Source organism: Acidovorax sp. 1608163, assembly GCF_003669015.1.
GTDB lineage: Bacteria > Pseudomonadota > Gammaproteobacteria > Burkholderiales > Burkholderiaceae_C > Acidovorax.
Genome location: NZ_CP033069.1, coordinates 67462 through 89625, shown reverse-complemented (window position 1 = coordinate 89625; position 22164 = coordinate 67462). Strand labels below are relative to the sequence as shown.

Annotated in this window: 17 protein-coding genes; 4 read left to right on the top strand and 13 right to left on the bottom strand. The window is 64.4% G+C overall.

The window, feature by feature from the left end; genetic code table 11:
- Window positions 1-51: 51 nt before the first annotated feature.
- From pyrF to def, 7 genes are all read right to left on the bottom strand, one after another.
- Window positions 52-879 carry an orotidine-5'-phosphate decarboxylase gene (gene pyrF / locus EAG14_RS00400; protein WP_121727721.1) on the bottom strand — a complete coding sequence of 276 codons (828 nt, stop codon included), beginning with the start codon at window positions 877-879 and terminating at the stop codon, window positions 52-54.
- A gap of 375 nt (window positions 880-1254) precedes the next feature.
- Window positions 1255-2451, bottom strand: a complete 1197-nt coding sequence (locus EAG14_RS00390; protein WP_121727720.1) for a phosphoglycerate kinase — start codon at window positions 2449-2451, stop codon at window positions 1255-1257.
- 120 nt (window positions 2452-2571) lie between these two features.
- Complete coding sequence (locus tag EAG14_RS00385) at window positions 2572-2907, bottom strand: AzlD domain-containing protein (RefSeq protein WP_099657158.1); 336 nt, start codon at window positions 2905-2907, stop codon at window positions 2572-2574.
- Complete coding sequence (locus tag EAG14_RS00380) at window positions 2904-3701, bottom strand: AzlC family ABC transporter permease (RefSeq protein WP_099657159.1); 798 nt, start codon at window positions 3699-3701, stop codon at window positions 2904-2906. The genes EAG14_RS00385 and EAG14_RS00380 overlap by 4 nt, the downstream gene beginning before the upstream one ends.
- A 29-nt stretch (window positions 3702-3730) precedes the next feature.
- Entirely contained in the window at window positions 3731-4708 is a 978-nt protein-coding gene (gene fmt, locus EAG14_RS00375) for a methionyl-tRNA formyltransferase (RefSeq protein ID WP_121727719.1), read from the bottom strand.
- A 93-nt stretch (window positions 4709-4801) separates the two neighbouring features.
- Window positions 4802-5368 (bottom strand): hypothetical protein, encoded by a 567-nt coding sequence (locus tag EAG14_RS00370; protein WP_121727718.1) that lies wholly within the window; start codon window positions 5366-5368, stop codon window positions 4802-4804.
- Window positions 5365-5874 (bottom strand): peptide deformylase, encoded by a 510-nt coding sequence (def, locus tag EAG14_RS00365; RefSeq protein ID WP_099657162.1) that lies wholly within the window; start codon window positions 5872-5874, stop codon window positions 5365-5367. The genes EAG14_RS00370 and def overlap by 4 nt, the downstream gene beginning before the upstream one ends.
- 199 nt (window positions 5875-6073) lie before the next feature.
- Here def and EAG14_RS00360 point away from each other — a divergent pair, with 199 nt between their 5' ends.
- Window positions 6074-7276, top strand: coding sequence for a LysM peptidoglycan-binding domain-containing protein (locus tag EAG14_RS00360; protein WP_121727717.1), 1203 nt, complete (start codon window positions 6074-6076; stop codon window positions 7274-7276).
- A 97-nt stretch (window positions 7277-7373) separates the two neighbouring features.
- Window positions 7374-8534 (top strand): DNA-processing protein DprA, encoded by a 1161-nt coding sequence (gene dprA, locus EAG14_RS00355; RefSeq protein ID WP_121727716.1) that lies wholly within the window; start codon window positions 7374-7376, stop codon window positions 8532-8534.
- Window positions 8535-8617: 83 nt separating this feature from the next.
- On the opposite strand, the gene EAG14_RS00350 is transcribed toward dprA, so the two are convergent.
- The 5 genes from EAG14_RS00350 to EAG14_RS00330 form a co-directional block, all read right to left on the bottom strand.
- The gene (locus EAG14_RS00350; RefSeq protein WP_121727715.1) at window positions 8618-11011 is read right to left on the bottom strand and encodes a DUF1631 family protein; all 2394 of its coding nucleotides are present in this window, start codon (window positions 11009-11011) and stop codon (window positions 8618-8620) included.
- A 17-nt stretch (window positions 11012-11028) separates the two neighbouring features.
- Window positions 11029-11982 carry a protein translocase subunit SecF gene (secF, locus tag EAG14_RS00345; RefSeq protein ID WP_099657166.1) on the bottom strand — a complete coding sequence of 318 codons (954 nt, stop codon included), beginning with the start codon at window positions 11980-11982 and terminating at the stop codon, window positions 11029-11031.
- Window positions 11983-11993: 11 nt separating this feature from the next.
- The gene (gene secD / locus EAG14_RS00340; RefSeq protein WP_121727714.1) at window positions 11994-13880 is read right to left on the bottom strand and encodes a protein translocase subunit SecD; all 1887 of its coding nucleotides are present in this window, start codon (window positions 13878-13880) and stop codon (window positions 11994-11996) included.
- 109 nt (window positions 13881-13989) lie between these two features.
- Window positions 13990-14325 carry a preprotein translocase subunit YajC gene (yajC, locus tag EAG14_RS00335; protein WP_099657168.1) on the bottom strand — a complete coding sequence of 112 codons (336 nt, stop codon included), beginning with the start codon at window positions 14323-14325 and terminating at the stop codon, window positions 13990-13992.
- A 430-nt stretch (window positions 14326-14755) separates the two neighbouring features.
- Window positions 14756-18328 carry an indolepyruvate ferredoxin oxidoreductase family protein gene (locus EAG14_RS00330; protein WP_121727713.1) on the bottom strand — a complete coding sequence of 1191 codons (3573 nt, stop codon included), beginning with the start codon at window positions 18326-18328 and terminating at the stop codon, window positions 14756-14758.
- Between the two features lie 333 nt (window positions 18329-18661).
- Here EAG14_RS00330 and EAG14_RS00325 point away from each other — a divergent pair, with 333 nt between their 5' ends.
- Both EAG14_RS00325 and EAG14_RS00320 read left to right on the top strand, forming a co-directional pair.
- Entirely contained in the window at window positions 18662-19150 is a 489-nt protein-coding gene (locus tag EAG14_RS00325) for an Lrp/AsnC family transcriptional regulator (protein WP_099657170.1), read from the top strand.
- Between the two features lie 191 nt (window positions 19151-19341).
- A complete protein-coding gene (locus EAG14_RS00320) occupies window positions 19342-21093 on the top strand; it encodes an MFS transporter (RefSeq protein ID WP_121727712.1) in 1752 nt (583 codons plus the stop codon).
- Between the two features lie 99 nt (window positions 21094-21192).
- Here EAG14_RS00320 and EAG14_RS00315 read toward each other — a convergent pair whose 3' ends face one another.
- Window positions 21193-22056, bottom strand: coding sequence for an SDR family oxidoreductase (locus EAG14_RS00315; protein ID WP_121727711.1), 864 nt, complete (start codon window positions 22054-22056; stop codon window positions 21193-21195).
- Window positions 22057-22164: the final 108 nt, after the last annotated feature.

Here is a 22164-nt window from a genome sequence, read left to right as displayed (position 1 = left end):
CAAGGGCTGGCGCTGGAGGGGGTGGAAGGGGCACAGCCTGCGGCCGGGGGCTCAGGCGCTGCGCGCGGCCTCCAGCACAGCGCGGGTGCGCTGCGCTTCGGCACGGGCTGCCGCGCCAAAGTCGGCGCCCTGCGATGCATAGAGCACGGCGCGGGACGAGTTGACGATGATGGGCCCGTCGCTGCGCAGGCCTGCGCGCACAGTGGCCACCGCATCGCCGCCCTGCGCGCCCACGCCGGGGATGAGCAGGGGCAGCGTGGGCGCAATGCTGCGCACGCGTTCAATCTCTTGCGGGTAGGTGGCGCCCACCACCAGGCCGAGCTGTCCGTTCAGGTTCCAAGGGCCTTGGGCCAGCTTGGCGATGTGTTCGTACACCAGGGGCTGGCCTTCGATGCTGGCCAGGCGCTGGTTTTGCAGGTCGTCGCCACCAGGGTTGGAGGTGCGGCACAGCAAGAATGCGCCCTTGCCGTGGTAGGCCAGGTAGGGCTCGATGGAGTCAAAGCCCATGAAGGGCGAGAGCGTGACGGCGTCGGCCCCGTAGCGCTCGAACGCTTCCTTGGCGTACTGCTGCGCGGTGGAGCCGATGTCGCCGCGCTTGGCATCCAGAATCACCGGCACCTTCGGCGCTGTGCGGCGCATGTGCTCCATCAGGCGTTCAAGCTGGTCTTCGGCGCCGTAGGCGGCAAAGTAGGCAATCTGCGGCTTGAAGGAGCAGACCAGATCGGCTGTGGCATCGACGATGGCTGCGCAGAAGTCGTAAATCTTGCTGGCGTCGCCCTTCATGTGGGCGGGGAAGCGGGAGGGCTCAGGGTCCAGGCCCACGCACAGCATGGATTGGTTTTGCGTGGTGGCAGTGCGCAGTGTGTCGATGAAGGTCATGGGGGGTGATTTTAGGTGGGTGCCGCTGAAATGGGCGTCGGGTGGGTCTGCCCATGAAAAAGGCCACCCCGCAGGGTGGCCCTTAGAACCTGTTGACGATCTTTTCGGGGATCGCATTGGAGTGCAATCGGGATGAGTGGATGCTTCGGGTGCGCCGCATGGGCTCGTGCCCATGCAAGCAGCCGGGGCGTCCAATCGCCCGATTTCACTCCAACCCTTCGGGCAAGTGTCTTGCCGGGCGGTCTGCGTTGTTGCACCGCTTGCCAATAGCACGGGCTATTGGCCGCACGCTGCGCCTAGCATCCCATCCCGGCAAGGCACTTGTGCGACCCCGAAAAGATCGTCAACAGGTTCTTAACGAAGCACGGAATGGTCTTAGTTTCCGGCTGCGCGCTTTTCCAGAATCTCGAAGGCGGGCAGGGTCTTACCTTCCAGCACCTCCAGGAAAGCACCGCCGCCGGTGGAGATGTAGCCCACCTGCTTGTCGATGCCGTACTTGGCAATGGCGGCCAGCGTGTCGCCACCGCCCGCAATGCTGAAGGCGGGCGACTCGGCAATGGCCTTGGCGAGTTGCTTGGTGCCGTTTTCAAAGGCGGCAAACTCAAACACGCCCACGGGGCCGTTCCAGACGATGGTGCCTGCGGACTTGAGCTGTGCCGCCAGGCGGGCCGCGGTCTCGGGGCCGATGTCCAGGATCATGTCGTCTGCCGCCACATCGGTGGCGGCCTTCACGGTGGCGGGGGCGTCGGCTGCGAAGGTCTTGGCGACCACCACGTCGGTAGGGATCGGCACCTCGGCGCCACGGGCCTTCATCGCGGCCATCACGGACTTGGCGGCGTCCAGCAGGTCGGGCTCGGCCAGGCTCTTGCCGATGGGCAGGCCTGCGGCCAGCATGAAGGTGTTGGCAATGCCGCCGCCGACGATGAGCTGGTCCACCTTGTCGGCCAGGCTTTGCAAGATGGTGAGCTTGGTCGACACCTTGGAGCCCGCCACGATGGCGGCCAGAGGGCGCTGGGGCTGGGCCAGCGCCTTGGTCAGGGCGTCAATTTCGGCCGACAGCAGCGGGCCGGCGCAGGCTATTGGGGCGTACTGCGCGATGCCGTAGGTGGTGCCTTCGGCGCGGTGGGCGGTGCCAAAGGCGTCGTTCACGAAGATGTCGCAGAGCGCGGCCAGCTTGCGGGCCAGCTCTTCCTTGTTCTTCTTCTCGCCCACGTTCAGGCGGCAGTTTTCCAGCAGCACGATCTGGCCGGGGGCCACTTGCACGCCGTCCACCCAGTTGGCAACCAGCGGAACCTCACGGCCCAGCAGCTCGGCCATGCGTTTGGCCACGGGGGCCAGGGAGTCTTCGGGTTTGAACTCACCTTCGGTCGGGCGGCCCAGGTGGCTGGTCACCATCACAGCGGCACCGGCGTCCAGCGCCATGCGGATGGCGGGGATGGAGGCACGGATGCGGGTGTCTTCGGTGATATTGCCAGCGTCGTCTTGCGGCACGTTCAGGTCGGCACGGATGAAGACGCGCTGGTTGCGGGCCTTGCCCTGGGCGCACAGATCGGAAAAGCGAAGGATGTTCATGGAAAAAGGGTTTCCTGGATGGGCTCGTGGATCAGGAGCGCCATTTTAGTGACCCCGACCACTCCCCTTGTCCCGCCCCTTGGCCAAACCCTGCGTGTAAGTCCTGCGTTGTGCCCGGGGCTACCAGCCCCAGCCGATGTGCAGCGGCAGGTACACCGCCATACCCACCACGATGGTGCCCAGGATGCCGCGCTTCCAGAAGTAGTAGGCACTGGCCAGGACCACGGCGGGCAAGCGGGCGTCCTGGAAGGTCTGGATGAATTCGCCGTGGGCCATGAAGATCTCGGGCGCAATCACGGCCGACAGCGCGGCCAGCGGGGCGTATTTGAGGCCGCGCTTGAGCCAGTCGGGCAGCGCCATCTCGCGCTCGGGGATCATGAAGAACGACCGCGACACCACGGTGATGACGGCCAGCCCCAGGATGGCGATGACGGGTTCAACCCAGGACCAGTTCATGGATGGCGCTCCTCGCGCACGGGCACGACGTCGCCGTCGCGCACATGCTGTTTTTCGTCCGCAGGCAGTTTTTCGTTGGCGGGCACCAGCAGCAGCTCGGGGTGGCGGCGGCGGTGCTCCACCGCCTCGATCATCAGCCCCACGGCCACGGCGGCGGCAATGGCCACCAGGATGTTGAGCTTGAGCGGCAGCGCAAAGGCGGCGATGGCCGCCGTGGCCGCCACGCCCGTGGCCAGCCAGGTGGCGCGGTCGAACAGCAGTGACAGCAGCACCCCCAACAGCGCCAGCACGCCCGCAAACCCGAGGCCCCAGGACAGCGGCACCACATTGGCCAGCGCAATGCCCAACAGCGACGGCACCTGCCATGCCAGCCAGTTGGTGCAGGCGGCCCCGGCAAAGTAGGGCACTTGGTCAGGCTCGGGGGTTTGCGCGGGAAAGCGCTTCATGAACGCCACAAAGATCACGTCGCCGCTGAAGTAGCCAATCACCAGGCGCCAGCGCCGTGGCAGGTGGGCAAAGTAGTTGCGCCACATGCTGCTGAAGATGACGAAGCGCAGGTTCACACACGCGGCCGTGAGCCACACCACCCACAGCGGCGCGCCCACCGTGAGCAGCGGTATGACGGCCAGCTGCGCGCTGCCCGCGTACACCACCAGCGACATGAACACTGCCATCGGCAGCGACATGCCGCTCTTGATCATGGCCACCCCGGTGACCAGCCCCCAGGCGCCAATGCCCAGCGAGGTGCCCGCCATGTCTTTGGCGGCCATGCGAAAGGACGGGTGGCGCACCATGGCCCCCCAGGTGGATGGGGTTGCCGTGCTCACGCCGCCCCCGCGCCAGCGCCCAGCACCTGCCCCACCGGCAACTGAAAGCCGCGCAAGAAATCAGCCACGGGCAGGCGCTTGCCCCCCGCACGCTGCAAGGTGGTGAGGCGCAGGGCGCCGTCGCCGCAAGCCACCGTCACGCCCTCGGGGCCTGATGCCAAAATCTGGCCGTAGCGCTCATTAGATAAGCGCGAGCAGCTATCAATTTCATAGCTCCATACCTTGATAGCCTCGCCCTGCAAATGGGTGCTGGCGCCCGGAAACGGGTCGAACGCCCGGATGCGCTGGCCAATGGCCGCAGCAGGCAAAGACCAGTCGATTTCGCTCTCGGCCTTTTCAATCTTGTGGGCGTAGGTCACGCCCTCAGCAGGCTGCGGCACGGGCTTCAGGCCACCACAGGCGGCCAGTTCCAGGGCTTCCACAATCATGCGACCGCCCAGGGTGGCCAGGCGGTCGTGCAGCACGGCGGTGGTGTCGGTGGCGGCGATGGGGGTTTTCTCCAGCAGCAGCATGTCACCCGTGTCCAGGCCCGCATCCATCTGCATGATGGTGACGCCAGTTTGTGCATCGCCCGCCTCGATCGCCCGGTGGATGGGCGCTGCGCCGCGCCAACGTGGCAGCACGCTGGCGTGGATGTTGAGGCAGCCTTTGGCGGGCAAATCCAGCACCCACTGCGGCAGGATCAGCCCGTAGGCGGCCACCACCATCACATCGGCCTGGGCGGCCAGCAGGGCCTCGCGCACGGCAGCGGCGTCTTCGGGGTACTTGCCGTCCAGCCGCAGGCTGCGCGGCTGGGCCACGGCAATGCCATGCTCCAGCGCGCACTGTTTGACGGGCGATGCCTGCAGCTTCATGCCGCGCCCGGCGGGGCGGTCGGGCTGCGTCAGCACCAGCGGCACGGTGAAACCCGCCGCCAGCAAGCGGTCCAGGGCCACGCGGGCAAATTCGGGGGTGCCGACAAAAATCACTCTCATGGGGTATCTCTCGCAATACGGGTCAGCGGGGCAACAGCCCTCTGGGGTCGGTGGCGCAGCTGAAAGCGGCCCGATGGGGCCGCCGGGCCAACGTCATGGGCGGTCGTCTGGGGCGTTGGAAACATCGTCCACAAACAGCACCTGCCGCACGGTGCCCGAGGGGTCGATATGGATGTAGGCAAAACGGGGGTCGGACAACTGGGTGAAGCGGTAGACCCAGACCTCCCCGTCAAAGCGGGCGACCCGGTCTACGCGCTGCGGGGTGCCCAGCCAGTAGCGCACATCGGCCACAGTCCATTGCCCGATGGGAATCTGCTCCAGCCACTGCTGGGTGAGCGCCGCAGCGTTGGCCACCAAGCGGCCAGCGGCATCAAAGTCCAGGTTGTAGACCTGAACGCCAGCGGGCAACTCGGAATACTGCCAGCGCTCCCCCCCTTCGGCCCGGGGGTACACCGCCGTGGGTTGCCCCAACCGCTGGGCCACGTCTTGGCGCGAGGCACCCAGGGGTTCTTTGGCCGGGCTGGCGCAGCCCACCAGCAAGGCACAGGCAACGCCCAGTCCATACAGCGCAACCGCGGATGCCCACCGCTGCGCACGCAAAACCATGCGCGCGCGCAGTGCCCGCACCCCCACATGGATGCTGGGCACCTGGGTATTCACTCGCGATTACCTCGCTGCTGTTTGACCATTTTGGTCTTGATGCGATTGCGTTTGAGGGGAGAGAGATATTCCACAAACACCTTGCCCAGCAAATGGTCCATCTCGTGCTGAATACACACAGCGAGAAGGCCATCGGCTTGCACGGTGTGCGTCTGGCCTTTTTCATTCAAGGCTTTGACATGCACGCTGCTAGAACGCTCGACACCGTCGTAAATACCCGGCACAGACAGGCAACCTTCATCGCCCACTTGCTTTTCAGGGCTGGCCCAGGTGATTTCAGGGTTGATGAGCACCAGCGGCTGATCGCGCTCTTCAGAGACGTCGATCACCACCACGCGCTCATGCACGTCAATTTGCGTAGCGGCCAGGCCAATGCCGTGGGCGTCGTACATGGTGGCCAGCATATCGGCCACCAGGGTTTGGATGCGCTCGTCCACCGCAGCAACAGGCTTGGCCACCTTGTGCAGGCGTGGATCGGGGTAACAGAGAATAGGAAGAATTGCCATGAAACCAGGTAATAAGTGTCGCTATTTTCGCCACTTTTGAGCAAAGGCGCTGCCCAGCAGGCCAATATTCGTTGCCGAATCAAGGGCTTGAGCAGAGAATCTGAGATGATTTGTAATGGTTTTGCTTGGCCACTCGCCTGATATGGGTGGCCAGGCGTCAGTGAGGGGGCGTTTCTCAATGCATCAAAAAAGGAAAAACATGATGACTTTCTCCAGCGCGCAGCGAACAGCCTTGGGTGCGCTGACAGTCATTGCCGCAGCTTTGGCATGCACGCCCGCCTTGGCACAAAAGTACCCGATTTCCGATGCCCAGCGCAGCACCGCGCAACAGGTGTCGGAGAAGGGTATCCCAATCTCCGAGTTGGCCCCCAACGCCCCTGACACCTATGTCGTCAAGCGCGGCGATACGCTGTGGGACATCTCCAAGATGTACCTCAAGAGCCCATGGCGCTGGCCTGAGCTGTGGGGCATGAACCTCAAGGCTCTGCCCAACCCCCACCTGATCTTCCCCGGACAAACGCTGTACCTGGACAAGTCCGACGGCTATGCGCGCCTGCGCACCCAGCCTGTGGGCGGCTCCGACACGATCCGCCTGTCGCCGCGCACACGCACCGACAGCCTGGCCAGCCTGGCCCTGCCCACCCTCAAGTCGCACCTGATTGCGCCCTTCCTGGTCGAGCCCCTGGTGGCCGATGCCGCCACCATTGAACAAGCGCCCCGCTTGGTGGCCACGACCGACCAGCGCGTACTGATGGCCGCAGGCGATCGTGTGTACGCACGCGGCAGCGCCAATGCCCAGCTGAGCACCAAGGCGGGCAACCCCCGCAGCTTCCGCGTGTTCCGCGATGCCGTGGCACTGAAGGACCCCGTGTCGGGTGAAATCCTGGGCTACGAAGCGCGCTACCTGGGCAATGCCGAACTGGCCCGCAGCGAAACCGTGGAAGAAGTCAGCGACGGCAAGGGCAAGGTCAAGCAAGAGTTGGTGCCAGCCACCGTGGACATCACGGCCACCAAGGAAGAGATTCGCGCAGGCGACCGCATGCTTCCTGAGCCTGGCCGTAACTTCAAAAACTACATTCCCCACGAGCCACAAACCAATGTGAACGCCCGCGTGGTGTCCATTTATGGCTCCTCCAACGTGGCGGTGGCTGGCCAAAACCAGGTCGTGGCCATCAACATGGGCTCCACCCAAGGCATTGAGCCAGGGCATGTGCTGACCTTGCTGACCAAAGGCGACCTCGTCAAGGACGTGACCGGCGACGGCAAGCCAATGATCAAGCTGCCCAGCGAACACAACGGCTTGGCCATGGTGTTCTTGACCTTTGACAAGGTTTCGTACGCGCTACTGCTGGAAGTGCGCACTGGCGTGCAAGTGGGCGACCGACTGGTCAACCCACAGTAAACGCAGCCCAGCCTGCGATCGATCACGCTGCAACGGGGCCTTCGGGCCCCGTTTTGCATCGCCCCCATACAAACCTTCCAACCCTCATTGGCCAACTATGGACCGGGACGAACTGGGCGCATGGCTACGGCTTGCCACCACCAAAGGCATTGGCAACCAGGCTGCGCGCAAGCTGCTGGCGGCCTTTGGCCTGCCTGCGGGCATCTTTGCCCAGCCTGAAGCAGGCTTGGGTCAGTGGGTGACGCCGCGCCAGGCCCAAGCCCTGAGCACGCCGCCCGCCGAATGGCCGGATTTGCTGGAGAAGACCTGGCAGTGGCTGCAAGCGACCGATACCCCCGAAGGCGTGGCCCGGGACATCATCACCCTGGGGGATCGGCGCTTTCCCCAGAAAATGCTGGACACCGAGGACCCGCCCCTGATGCTGTACGTGATGGGCGCCCAAGCCCTGGTGCAGAACGCACCCTTCAGCGAGGGGCAATGCCTGGCCGTGGTGGGCAGCCGCAATCCCACGGCACAGGGGGCAGACAACGCCTACCAATTTGCCAAAGCACTGCGCGCTGCGGGGCTGACCATCGTGTCTGGCCTGGCGTTGGGCGTAGATGCCGCCGCGCATGAAGGGGCCTTGGCCGATGTAGCACCGGGCGATGGCTCAGAGCAGGCCGCCACCATCGCCATCGTGGGCACGGGACTGGACCGCGTCTACCCCAGTAAACATCTGGCACTGGCACACCGCATTGCCCGGCACGGCCTGCTGGTCAGCGAATACCCGCTGGGCACCCCGCCCTTGGCAGGCAACTTCCCCAAGCGCAATCGCATCATTTCCGGCCTATCGCAAGGCACCCTGGTGGTCGAGGCCGCATTGGCCTCGGGCTCGCTGATCACGGCCCGCATGGCATCCGAGCAAGGCCGGGAAGTGTTCGCTATTCCGGGCTCCATCCACGCACCTCAATCGCGGGGCTGCCACGCACTGATCAAGCAAGGCGCCAAACTGGTCGAGTCGGCCCAAGATGTTCTGGAAGAGTGCCGATGGTCTGCAGCCCCGTGCACACTAGAAGCAGTGGCTGGCGATGCACCTGCAGCAGCCACCGAAAGCCCGCTGCTACAGGCCATGGGCTACGACCCGGTCGGGCTGGATGCGCTGGTCAGCCGCACAGGGCTGGACACGGCCAGCCTGCAAGTGCAGCTGCTGGAATTGGAGTTGGACGGTGCCATCGCCCGGCTGCCCGGCGCATTGTTTCAGCGCATGGGGCGCGGCTAGGCGCCGCTCAAAGCAGGCCGAAGCCTGTGCGGTGTGACAGGGCGCTCACTGCCAGCTGCGTGCACGCAGGCTGGCTGGCTGGCTCAGTCGAGCAGGCGCTCGGGGTTGGCGTCCAGCTTGGCCAGGGCGTCGCGGGTGGCACGCATGGTGAGCCCCTCTTCGTCCTGCGCCACCAGCAGGCCGGTCTGCAGATAGGCCGCCAGCCGGTGCAGCTGGATCAGGTAGCTGCTGCCATCGACGGCAGCAAACAGATGCAACTGCTTGCGCTTGCTCTGCCACGCATACTGCACCTGGGCCGAAGACCCATTGTGGTCCAGCGTGTACCAGGTGCCGGGCTTGAGGTCCTGGGCCCACGCCACCATGGCGTCGTCCACCGGGGCGCCGTTGTCGGCAATCACGAAGATCGAGGATGCATCGATGCCCAGCATCATTTCGATGCTTTCGGAATTGAGCGGCATGTCGCCCAGCGTGGCATCGTTGATGAAGTCTTCCAAATTGGCCAAGCGCTTGGACATGGCCTCGATGTGCGCCTGCGGAATGCTCGCCGTCTTGGACAAAAATGCTTCGGCCAGGGTGTCCGTCAGCACCTTGATGCCCGCATCCTGCTCAGCCCCGGTCACACCAATCAGCGTCAGCCCCTGGCGCAGGCGCTGCAGCAGACCCGGCAGTTGCTGGATTACCAGCGAGCGGTCGGTGCGGTTGGGCTTGGCGCTGGCGGCCCACACCAGATCGGCGGCGGTCTGCTTGAACATCACCGTGTCAGCATGCTGCGCACCGTCGCGCACCGCAGACAAGGCCAGCACCTCGGCCCAGGTCTTGAAGAGAAATTCACGGATCTCATCGCGCACCGGCATGTCGCGCAGCATGGTCCGCAGCTCGATGGTGTATTGGATGGCCAGCGTCTCACGCTGCTCCACCTGCTGGGCCACGCTCACCAGGCGCAACGTGGCCTGCTTTTCGGTCAGGAACTTGGAGAGGAATTTCTCAAACTCTTCGTACACCAGCTGGAACACACGGCGCCCGGTCTCGGGGTACTGCTCAATCACCTGCACCACCCGGCGGATTTCTGCCTCCAACGCACTGCCGTTGATGGCCGTGGCGTCAAAACCCATGACGCAAGCGCCCATGCGGTCAATCAGTTGCCGTGCAGGGTGGTCCAGGTTGCTGAAAAACTCGGGCTCTGCCAGGGCCACCCGCAACACCGGCACCTGCAAGCGCGCAAACCACACCCGCACGGCAGGCGGAATGCGGTCTTCGGCCAGGATGCTCTGGAACATCAGCGCCACCACCTCAATGATGGCCTTTTCACCCGGGGTGACGGCTTTCTTCTTGAGCTCAACCGAGCGTTCGCGCACGGCACCAGCCACCTGCACCACGGCAGCGGGACTGTAATCTTCCATGAGAGTGGCTACGCCGCTGTAATACGTGTCTGCCTGAACCCGCTGCGCAGACAAGGCGTGGGCCAAGGCAGCGGAGGCTGGTGGAGCCTTGACCATGTCAAAACCGGTCGCTGGCTGGGTCAACAGCTTGCGCAACTGGCCCATCACCCCCTGCGCACGCTGGCGGGCACGGATCAATGGCGTCATGCCCGTGGCGGCGCCGTAGCCTCCACCCACCATGCCCGGGTGGGGCGCCATGTACTGCCCTTGCTGGGGGGGCATCATGGGGCGCTGTAGCAAAGGCTCGCCCCGGCCAGATGCCGGGCCACCCCATCGCGCGCCCGGCGCACCTTGCATGCCCGCCATGGCATCACGCGACTGGGCAAGTGCCTGGGAGGCCAAACCGCTCGCACCGGAGGATTCAGCCCCCCCGCCCACGCCACCCGAAGCGGTGCGGCGCACGCGCCCCCGCATGTCCGTGGGCATGGCCACGCCTTGCTCCACATAAAACACGTTGACGGCCTGGTAGTGCTTTTGGACCTGCTTGGCCAGCTCCCGCTGCAGCGGGTCAACCACCGTGAGCAAATCGGTGCGGGGCAAGCCCGCATCCACCCATTGCTCCACCAGCTTCAGGCACACCGTCTCGACCCGCAGGATGTCAGTGCTGTCCATGTCCTGGCCCTCCAGCACCTGGGTGCGCTGGCGTAAGGAGTCAAACTGCTGGCTCACCTGCTCAGCCACCGTGATGGCCATGCGGGCGGCGACGATCTTGTTCTCCACCACATCGTCGCTGAGCAGCTCGAACTGGCTGCCCAGTACGGCCTGCCCCTGGCTGCTGCTGGAGTGGGGGGCCAGCGCATCACGCCAGGTCTTGGCCGTGCGCTCCAACCAGGCCGTGTGGTGTTGCTGGTACAGCAGCCAGGCGTCGCGCCGGGTCTGCATTTCACGCTGGGTGCCTGTTTGCGCCATAAGCGCCGACAGGAACTCGGTCACTGTCTTGTCCAGGTCCGGCAGACTGGTGCACAACCCCTCAACGAAACGCTGGCGCGCCTGGCGCGCCAGGCGGCGTTGCGCTACGAGGGAGTCGTTTGTCTGCATGCGTCAATATTACCGGGTCAGACGGCGGCTCCGGCATTCGGGTCATTGGGATCACCGGCCTCTTTGCGTGGACCCGACACCAGATCTTCGCGCTTGACACCCAGCCACATGGCAATGGCAGCGGCCACAAACACCGAAGAGTAAATACCAAACAAGATACCGATGGTCAACGCCATGGCGAAGTAGTGCAGGCTCGGGCCGCCAAAGAACAGCATCGACAGCACCATCGCCTCGGTCGAAGCGTGGGTGATGATGGTACGGCTCATCGTGCTGGTGATGGCGTGGTCAATCACCTCATGCGTCGTCATCTTGCGGTACTTGCGGAAGGCTTCGCGGATACGGTCAAAAATCACGACCGACTCGTTGACTGAGTAACCCAGCACCGCCAGCACGGCGGCCAGTACCGACAGCGAGAACTCCCACTGGAAGAACGCGAAGAAGCCCAGGATGATCACCACGTCGTGCAAGTTGGCGATGATGGCCGCCACACCGAACTTCCACTCAAAGCGGAACGCCAGGTAGATCACGATGCCCAGCACCACCATGCCCAGCGCCATGAGGCCACCGTGCACCAGTTCATCGCCCACCTGCGGCCCCACAAACTCAGTGCGGCGCAGCACCACATTGGCATCACCAGCCTTCAGCGCTTGTAGCACCTGCTCGCTTTGCTGTGCCGACGTCACGCCCTTTTGCACGGGCAGGCGAATCAGCACATCGCGGGGCGTGCCAAAGCTCTGGACCTGCACATCGGTATAACCCAGGCCCGACACGGTGTCGCGCACCTTGGCCAGCTCAGCGGGTTGGCTGTAGGCCACTTCCATCACGGTGCCGCCCGTGAACTCCACCGACAGGTGCAACCCGCGGGAGAACAGGAAGAACACCGCCAGCGCAAAGGTGATGAAGGAGATCGCGTTGAAAACCAACGCGTGCTTCATGAAAGGGATGTCTTTTTTGATGCGGAAGAACTCCATGTCTTCCTCCTTTATTGCGACTTGGCCACAGCAGTGGCGTCCGACTCAGGCTTCCAGACCTGGCCGATGGAAACGCTCTTGAGCTTCTTCTGGCGGCCGTACCACAGGTTCACCAGACCGCGCGAGAAGAACACCGCCGAGAACATGCTGGTCAAAATGCCGATGCAGTGCACCACCGCAAACCCGCGCACAGGGCCCGAGCCAAAGGCCAGCAAGGCCAAGCCCGCGATCAGCGTGGTCACGTTCGAGTCCAAAATTGTGGCCCACGCCCGGTCATAACCGGTGTGGATGGCCGCCTGCGGTGCCACCCCGGCGCGCAGCTCTTCGCGCACGCGCTCGTTGATCAGCACGTTCGAGTCGATGGCCACACCGATGGCCAGCGCCATGGCGGCAATGCCAGGCAGCGTGAGCGTGGCCTGCAGCATGGACAAGATGGCCACCAGCAGCATCACATTCACCGCCAGCGCAATGCTGGAGATCACGCCAAACAGCAGGTAGTACACACACATGAACGCGGCAATGGCGGCCAGGCCCCACACCACGCTGTGGATACCACGCTCGATGTTGTCAGCGCCCAGCGTGGGGCCGATGGTGTATTCCTCAATGATTTCCATCGGCGCAGCCAGCGAGCCAGCGCGCAGCAGCAGCGCGGTGTTGTTGGCCTCGGCCGTCGTCATGCGGCCCGAAATCTGCACGCGGCCGCCACCGATTTCAGAGCGGATCACAGGCGCAGTCACCACTTCGCCCTTGCCCTTTTCAAACAGCACGATGGCCATGCGCTTGCCAATGTTCTCGCGCGTGATGTCGCGGAAAATGCGCGAGCCCTTGGCGTCCAGCGTCAGGTTCACGGTGGGCTCTTGCGTCTGGCCGTCAAAGCCAGGCTGGGCGTCGGTCAGGTTTTCGCCGGTCAGGATGACCTGCTTTTTCACGATCACGGACTGGCCGCTGCGCTCAGGGTAGCGCTCGGTGCCAAAGGGCACGGGGCCACGGCCTTGCTCGGCAGCGCGGGCTTCGGTGCTCTCTTCCACCATGCGCACTTCCAGCGTAGCGGTGCGGCCCAGAATGTCTTTGGCCTGTGCGGTGTCCTGCACGCCAGCCAGTTGCACCACGATGCGGTCCTGGCCTTGCTGCTGGATCACGGGCTCGGTCACGCCCAGTTCGTTGATCCGGTTGTGCAGCGTGACGATGTTCTGCTTGACGGCCTGCTCTTGCACCTTGCGTGCCGCCTCGGGCTTGATGCTGGCGCGCAGGCGCAAGCCATCGCCATCGGGCTGGCTCACCACCTGCAGGTCGGCAAACTGGTCGCTGATGAGGTTGCGCACCGTGGTCTGCGTGGCCTCGTCGGCCACCTTGATGTCGACGTTCTGGCCATCGCGCGAAATGCCGTTGTGGCGCACGTTCTTTTCGCGCAGCGCGGTGCGGATGTCACCAGCGTAGGCCTCGGCCTTCTTGGTGAGGGCCGCTTGCATATCCACCTGCAGCATGAAGTGCACACCGCCCCGCAAGTCCAGCCCCAGGAACATAGGGCGGGCGCGGATGGCGCTGAGCCAGGCAGGAGTGCGCGAGACCTGGTTCAACGCCACCACAAAGCTCGGGTCGTTCGCATCGGGCACCAGGGCCTTCTGGATGGCGTCCTTGGCCTTGAGCTGGGTTTCCAGCGAGTCAAAGCGGGCACGCACCGAAGTGCCTTCCACCGCCACGCGCTCGGCCGTCAGGCTGGCGGCCGCCAGGGCCTGCTCCACCCGCTGCGCCACGTCGGCGTCAATTTTGACGCCGCTCTTGACCGCAGAGACCTGCACCGCAGGCGTTTCACCAAAGAAATTGGGCAGGCTGTACAAGGCACCCACCAGCAGCACGATCACCAGGATCGCCCACTTCCAGACCGGATATCGGTTCATGATCGCGCTCTTACCTCACGGAAAGCTATCGGGGCGGGCGGCGCCATGGCCGCTGCCCCTGACGAAGGCTGGCAGCGACAACCGCTGCCACGCCCTGACTTCAGGTTTTTTACTTCACCGTGCCCTTGGGCAGCACTTGCACCACGGCGCTGCGCTGGATCTGCACTTCCACGTTGTTGGCGATTTCGATGTGCAGGAAGCCTTCGGACAGGCGCGTGACCTTGCCGATGATGCCGCCCGATGTGGCCACTTCGTCGCCCTTGGCGATGGCGTCAATCATGGCGCGGTGCTCTTTTTGGCGCTTCATCTGGGGACGGATCATGACGAAGTACAACACCACGAACATCAGCACCAAAGGCAGCATGCCGGTCAGCGAAGACATCAGGTCGCCACCACCTGCAGCGGCGGCAGGAGCGGTCTGGGCAAAAGCAGAAGAAATAAACACGGCAGGGACTCCACAGCGGATGGTCAAAACGGTCGAAATTCCACACGGCCAGCGCCAGGGTGCCGAATAGGAAATTCGTTGATGCAAGAAAGAGGTCGAAATCGTCTCCAGGCAAGGCGCCAACCGCAGCGATAGCCGTCGCTATCGCGAGGATTGGCAACGCAGCTTGGCGGCGATGCTCGGCGTCTTTATGCAACGAATTCCCCATTCGGGGCCCTGGGCGCCCGCCATGGGGTAACCGGGCATTGTATGCGGCACCCCGCCCAAGCCCAAGACCAGATGCGCCTGGGGGAGTTGGCGGGTGCCAGTGCTGCTCGCAATTCCAACAAAAATAGCTTCTAGCGCTTGATAGATAAGCGCCAGAAGCTATTAATTCAATAGCACCCAAGCTTGCCACCCCACCGACCCGACGGCACGGTGGCCGCCCGCCTCAGGCGGCTTGGCGTTGGGCCGGGGCCCCAGGGGTGCGCCACTGGGCCATCAGGCCGCTCCACTTGGGGCGCGCGGCCTGCAGGTGGCGCTCCTTCACATGGCCGTAGCCACGGATCTCTTCAGGGATGCGGGCAATCTCCACGGCCAGGGCCAGGTTGTCGCTGCTCAGGCGCTCCAGCAGCTCGTCGATGCAGGCGCGGTATTCCACGATGAGGGCGCGCTCGGTGCGGCGCTCTTCGGTGTTGCCGAAAATGTCGAGCGCCGTGCCGCGCAGGCCTTTCATGCGGGCCAGCAGGCCAAAGGCTTTGCGCATCCAGGGGCCGTAGCTTTGCTTGAGCAACTCGCCCTTGGCGTTCTTCTTCGCCAGCATCGGCGGGGCCAGGTGGTGCACCAGCTTGTAGTCGCCTTCAAACTGGGCCGCAATCTTGTCCGTGAACGCCTTGTCGGTGTGCAGGCGGGCCACTTCGTACTCGTCCTTGTAGGCCATGAGCTTGAAGAGGTAACGGGCCACCGCCTCGGTCAGTCGGGTGGTGCTGCCCAGCTTCGATTCCGCTGCCTGCACCTTTTGCACAAAGACTTGGTAGTCAGCGGCGTAGGCGGCATTCTGGTAGCCGGTGAGGAACTCAATGCGCTTGGCCACCATCTCGGCCAGTGCGGGCTTCTTGACGAACTGGATCACCTGCGCCGCCTGAAACAAAGCCTGCACCGCCGCCAGATCGTGCGCGCAGCGGCGGCCCCATTCAAAGGCGGCCTTGTTGTTGTCCACCTGCACGCCGTTCAATTCCATGGCGCGCATCAGTGATGCGTAGGTGAGCGGCACGCGGCCCTTTTGCCAGGCGTAGCCCAGCATGAGCGGGTTGGTGTAGATGCTGTCGCCTAGCAATTGGGTGGCCACCTGCTCGGCGTCAAAGCTGCCCACACCGCCCGCGCCCACGGCAGCGGCAATGGCGGCATCGCAGTTGCCGCCGGGGAACTGCCAGTCCGGGTTGTTCACAAACGCCGCCGTGGGCGTGCCGTGCGTGTTGAGCGCCACAAAGGTGCGGCCCGGCTGCATGACAGCCAACGTGTACTTGTGCGCGGCCACGATGGAATCGCAGCCAATCACCAGGTCGGCCTTGGCCGTATCGACCTTGGTGGTGTAGATAGCGTCAGGCCGGTTGGCGATCTGGATGTGGCTCCAGGTAGCGCCGCCCTTTTGGGCCAGGCCGCCGGCGTCCTGGGTGATCACGCCCTTGCCATCGAGGTGCGCAGCCATGCCCAAGAGCGAGCCGATGGTGATGACCCCGGTACCCCCCACGCCGCCCACCACGATGCCCCAGGCGGTTTCGGCCACGGGCAGCACGGGTTCTGGGATGTTGGGCAGTGCCGACAGGTCGCCCTTCTTTTCCTTCTTGGGCTTCTTGAGCTGGCCGCCTTCCACCGTCACAAAGCTCGGGCAAAAGCCGTTGACGCAGGAGTAATCCTTGTTGCAAGTGCTCTGGTTGATGCGGCGCTTGCGGCCGAACTCGGTCTCCACGGGCTCCACCGAGAGGCAGTTCGACTTCGTCGAGCAGTCACCGCAGCCCTCGCACACCAGGTCGTTGATGACCACGGTCTTGTCGGGCGTGGCCAGCTTGCCGCGCTTGCGGCGGCGGCGCTTTTCCGTGGCGCAGGTCTGGTCGTAAATGATGGTGGTGCAGCCCTTGATCTCGCGGAACTGGCGCTGGATGGTGTCCAGCTCGTCGCGGTGGTGCACCGTCACACCATCGGCCAGGGCCACGCCGTCGTATTTGTGCGGCTCGTCCGTCACGATCACGAGCTTGGCCACGCCTTCGGCCTTCAGGCTGTTCATGATCTGCAGCACCGAGTGCCCCTCGGGCCGCTCGCCCACCGTCTGGCCCCCGGTCATGGCCACGGCATCGTTGTAGAGCACCTTGTAGGTGATGTTCACCCCCGCCGCAATGCTCTGGCGAATGGCCAGCAGGCCGCTGTGGAAGTAGGTGCCGTCGCCCAGGTTGGCAAAGATGTGCGCATCGGTAGAGAAGGGCTGCTGGCCCACCCAGGTCACGCCCTCGCCACCCATTTGCGTGAAGGTGCTGGTGCGGCGGTCGGGCATCCAGTTGACCATGTAGTGGCAGCCAATGCCGGCCACGGCGCGCGAGCCTTCGGGCACGCGGGTGCTGGTGTTGTGCGGGCAGCCGCTGCAGAACCACGGTGCGCGCTCGCCGGTGTCCACCTTCAGCTCCGTCATCGCGCGCTCGCTGGCCTCGATGATGGCCAAGCGCGCCTCCATGCGGGCCACGATGTCAGCGGGCACGCCCAGCTTCTTCAAGCGCTTGGCAATGGCCTTGGCGATGATGGCGGGCGTGAGGTCTGCCTTGGGGCGCAGCAGCCAGTTCTGACTGGGGTTGGGCATGCTCCACTCGCCGCCCGAGTTGTCGCCTTCCACCTCGTCAAACTTGCCCAGCACATTGGGCCGCACATCGGCGCGCCAGTTGTACAGCTCTTCCTTGATCTGGTACTCGATGACCTGGCGCTTTTCCTCCACCACCAGAATCTCTTGCAGGCCCTGGGCAAAGTCGCGGGTGATGGTGGCTTCGAGCGGCCACACCACATTGACCTTGTGCACGCGAATGCCCAGCTGGCGGCAGGTGTCGTCATCCAGGCCCAGGTCCACCAGCGCCTGGCGCGTGTCGTTGTAGGCCTTGCCGCTGGCGATGATGCCGAAGCGGTCTTGCTTGCCTTCGATCACGTTGTAGTTGAGCTTGTTGGCGCGGATGTACGCCAGGGCCGCGTACCACTTGTAGTCCATCAGGCGCGCTTCCTGCTCCAGCGGCGCATCAGGCCAGCGGATGTGCAAGCCGCCCGGCGGCATCGCGAAGTCTTCAGGCAGGATGATCTTCACACGGTCGGGGTCGATGTGGATGCTGCTGGACGACTCCACCACCTCCTGGATGGTCTTCATGCCCGACCACACCCCCGAGAAGCGGCTCATGGCAAACGCATGCAGGCCCATGTCCAGAATCTCTTGCACGCTGCTCGGGAAGAACACGGGCGTGCCGCAGGCCTTGAAGATGTGGTCGCTCTGGTGCGCCGCCGTGCTGCTCTTGCTGATGTGGTCGTCGCCTGCAATGGCGATCACGCCGCCGTGCTTGGCGGTGCCCGCCATGTTGGCGTGCTTGAACACGTCCGAGCAGCGGTCCACGCCCGGGCCCTTGCCGTACCAGATGCCGAACACGCCGTCGTACTTTTTGCTCTGCGGGTACAGGTCGAGCTGCTGCGTGCCCCACACCGCCGTGGCGCCCAGTTCTTCGTTCACACCGGGTTGGAAGACGATGTGGTTCTCGGCCAGGTGCTTCTTTGCGGCCCACAGAGCCTGGTCGTAAGTGCCCAGCGGGCTACCCCGGTAGCCGCTGATGAAACCGGCGGTGTTGAGCCCCGCCGCCGCATCGCGCTGGCGCTGCAACATGGGCAGGCGCACCAGGGCTTGCACGCCGCTCATGAAGGCGCGCCCCTCACCTAAGGTGTATTTGTCTTCTAGAGTGACCGTCTCTAGGGCTCTGCGGATCGATTCGGGCAAGGGGGCGTTCATGGCTGTCTCCGTGGGGGATGGCGGCCCTGCCACCACCTTGTGGGCAGCAGCGGGCGTCGAAATAGATGATTTGGGATGTCCTGCATCACTCCCTGCGGTCTGTGATAGCGCGGCCTCGGGCCATCCGCCGCGTTGCTTTTTTTGCCAATAGCTCGGCTATTGGCAAAAAAAGACGCCTTGCGGCCTGTCCCGATCCGCACTACCACCGACTCGCGAGGGTGATGCAGGACATCCCTTGCAGGCAGTTTAGGCAGGCGCGCCGGATATGTGCTTTCGTTTTTATGCCGTGTTTACCCTCGATTCAGAAAGGATCTTTCTTAAAATTACAGAAACATGAACAATTTAGACAAATACGACCTCGCCATCTTGCAAGAATTGCAGGCCGACGCCCGCCTGACCAATGCCGAACTCGCCCAGCGCGTGGGCCTGTCGGCCGCACCGTGCTGGCGACGCGTGCGGGCGCTGGAAGAGGCCGGCTTCATCAAGGGCTACCGCGCCGAGATCGACCGCCACAAAATCGGCCTGGGCGTTTTGGCCTTTGTGCGGCTTGACGCCGACCGCAGCACCGGCAACCTCACCCGCGCCATGGAAGAAGCCATCCGCCAGATCCCCGAAGTGGTGGCCTGCCACTACATCAGCGGCACCGGCACCTTTGAGCTGCAGGTGGTGGCGCGCGACCTGGACAGCTTTTCGCAGTTTGCGCGCGATGTGCTGCTGAACCTGCCCAACGTGAAAGACATGCACACCAGCTTCTCGCTGGGCGAGGTCAAGGCCAGCGGCGCGCTGCCGCTGGCGCACCTGACGCAGCCCAAGCCCCGCTGAGCCAGCCCAGGCTTGCCCCGGGCTGGGCGAAGCCCGATATCGCTCCTATTTTGATAGCTTTTAGCGCTTGATAGATAAGCGCTAGAGCCCTTTTTTCTTTGAATTCACCGATCCCCCAAGCCCATGGCACAAGCCGGGTCGCCACGCCTGCGCTGGGCACAATGAGGTCAGACATCGCACAATCAGCGCACATGCCACCCCAGCCCCACCACGACAGCCCCAGCGGCCCCACGCCCACCGCCGCAGGCGATGCCCCCACCCCGGCCCACACACCCACGCTGAGCGCCGCCGAGCGTGCCGCCCTCGCCCAGGGCACCGAAGAATCGGCCCAGCACAGCCTGGACCAAAGCGCTGCGGCTGGGGCCGTCCACTCCGACGCCTCGCTCTCGCCCTTCGCCCCGCTGTCGGTGCCCGTGTTCCGCATGCTGTGGCTGACCTGGGTAGCGGCCAACACCTGCATGTGGATGAACGACGTGGCGGCCGCCTGGCTGATGACCACGCTCACCACCTCGCCCGTGCTGGTGGCGCTGGTGCAGTCCGCCTCCACCCTGCCTGTGTTCTTGCTGGGCCTGCCCAGTGGCGCACTGGCCGACATCCTGGACCGGCGCCGCTACTTCATGGCCACGCAGTTCTGGGTGGCCGCCGTGGCTGTGGTGCTGGCCTTTGCCATCGTCTCGGGCGGCATGTCGGCCCCGCTGCTGCTGGCCCTCACCTTTGCCAACGGCATTGGGCTGGCCATGCGCTGGCCGGTGTTTGCCGCCATCGTGCCCGAGCTGGTCAGCCGCCCGCAGTTGCCTGCCGCCCTGGCGCTGAACGGCGTGGCCATGAACGCCTCGCGCATCATGGGCCCACTGCTGGCGGGCGCCATCATTGCCAGCGCGGGCAGCGCCTGGGTGTTTGTGCTCAACGCCGTGCTGTCGGTGCTCTCGGGCCTGGTCATCATGCGCTGGAAGCGCGAGCACGTGCCCAGCCCGCTGGGGCGTGAGCGCCTGCCCAGCGCCATGCGCGTGGGCGTGCAGTTTGTACGCCAATCGCCCCGCATGCGCGCCGTGCTGTGGCGCATCTCCGTCTTCTTCTTGCACGCCACGGCCCTCATGGCCCTGCTGCCGCTGGTGGCCAAGGGGCTGGAGGGCGGCGGCGCAGGCACCTTCACGCTGCTGCTGGCCAGCATGGGCGCGGGCGCCATCGTGGCCGCCATGTTCCTGCCCCGCCTGCGCCAGGCCATGCCGCGCGATGTGCTGGTGCTGCGTGGCACGCTGCTGCAAGCCGCCGCCACCGGCGCCATGGCCTGGGCCCCCAATGTCTACGTGGCCGTGCCCGCCATGGTGCTGGGCGGCATGGCCTGGATCACCACCGCCAACACCCTGAGCGTGTCGGCCCAGCTGGCCCTGCCCAACTGGGTGCGGGCGCGCGGCATGTCCATCTACCAAATGAGCATCATGGGTGCCACCGCCGCAGGCGCCGCCCTGTGGGGCCAGGTGGCCTCGCTCACCGATGTGCACACCAGCTTAGGGATTGCCGCCGTGAGCGGTGGCATCGTGATGGCCGTGGTGCAGCACCTGGCGGCCGACCGCTCCATCGAGGAAGACCTGAGCCCCTCACGCGCCTTCAAGGCCCCCACCGCCCCCACGCCGCCCGAGGCAGGGCATGTGGTCGTCACCATCGAATACTTCATCCACCCGCCGCGCGCCCCTGAGTTCCGCGCCGTGATGCAGGAAAGCCGCCGCAGCCGCCTGCGCCAGGGCGCGCTGGACTGGCAACTGCTGCACGACATCAGCAACCCCACGCGGTATGTGGAGCGCATCGAAGACGAATCGTGGACCGAGCACCTGCGCCGCTTCGACCGCGTGACCGCCTCCGACGTGGCCCTGCGCGAGCGCAAGCTGGCCTTCCACACCGGCGATGCACCGCCCAAGGTGACGCGGTGGACGGTGGAGCGGTGAGCCTTCGCTGCGTGCACAGGGGCCCAAGCCGCATTGGATACGCCTCACAGCATGGGGAGGCATACGAAGAGGCTCCCTGCCCCGCCGTAGCGAGGTCGTTTAACCAGCCACTTTGGCTACAAAGTCGCGGTAAGAGTGCAAAGGCCGTCCGAGGATCTTTACCAGACGCTCGCGGTCGCCCTCTCGCGGGATCATGCCGTCACTGACGTAGCGCTCGGCCATGACCCGCATTTCATACGCCATCCATTTCGGCATCAAACGGCCCATGTTTGCTTCAAAGCCGCTCGGATCATCGCCGCCGTAGGCAATCGGGCGACCCAGCACTTCGCTCCAGATGGCGGCCGCATCCGCGCCGGTCAGCGTGTCAGGCCCCACGATGTTGATCGTCTCCAGCGGCAACTTGCCAGGCGCCTGGTCACGGCGAATCAACTCCATCGCAGCCACTTCAGCGATGTCACGCGCATCGGCCATGGCAACGCCCTTCGATCCAATCGGCATCGGATAGAAGCCGTAATCCTTGACCACGCCCTGGATCATCACTTCGTTGTCAATGAAGTAGGTGGGTCGCAAGATCGTGGCGCTGAAACCTAGGGCTTCCAGCATCCGCTCAGCGCCGTGCTTCACCGCGAAATGAGGCACGTTCACCGCACGGTCTGCATCGAACACCGACAGGTAGACAACCCGGTCGATGCCAGCCTCGCGGGCGAGGTTCAGCGCAATGATCGCTTGCGTGAACTCATCGCCCGTCACAGCGTTCAACAAAAAGAGTGTCTTGACTCCGGCCAGGGCACTGCGCATTGCATCGATGTCCAGCAAGTCGCCAACGACGACTTCCACGCCCGCCGCAAAGTGGGCCTTGGCGGGGTCACGGGTCAAGGCGCGAACCGCGGCGCCACGCACAAAGAGTTGTTCGACAACATGGCGGCCGACGCGGCCTGTAGCGCCTGTAACAAGAATGGTCATTTCAATTTCTCCAGAAAGTTGGGTTGGGGTGAATGGACTGTATTTCGTCTCAATTTCCTCGCATAGACTCCAAAATTTATACTGGTCGTTTCAAAAATGAGACCACCT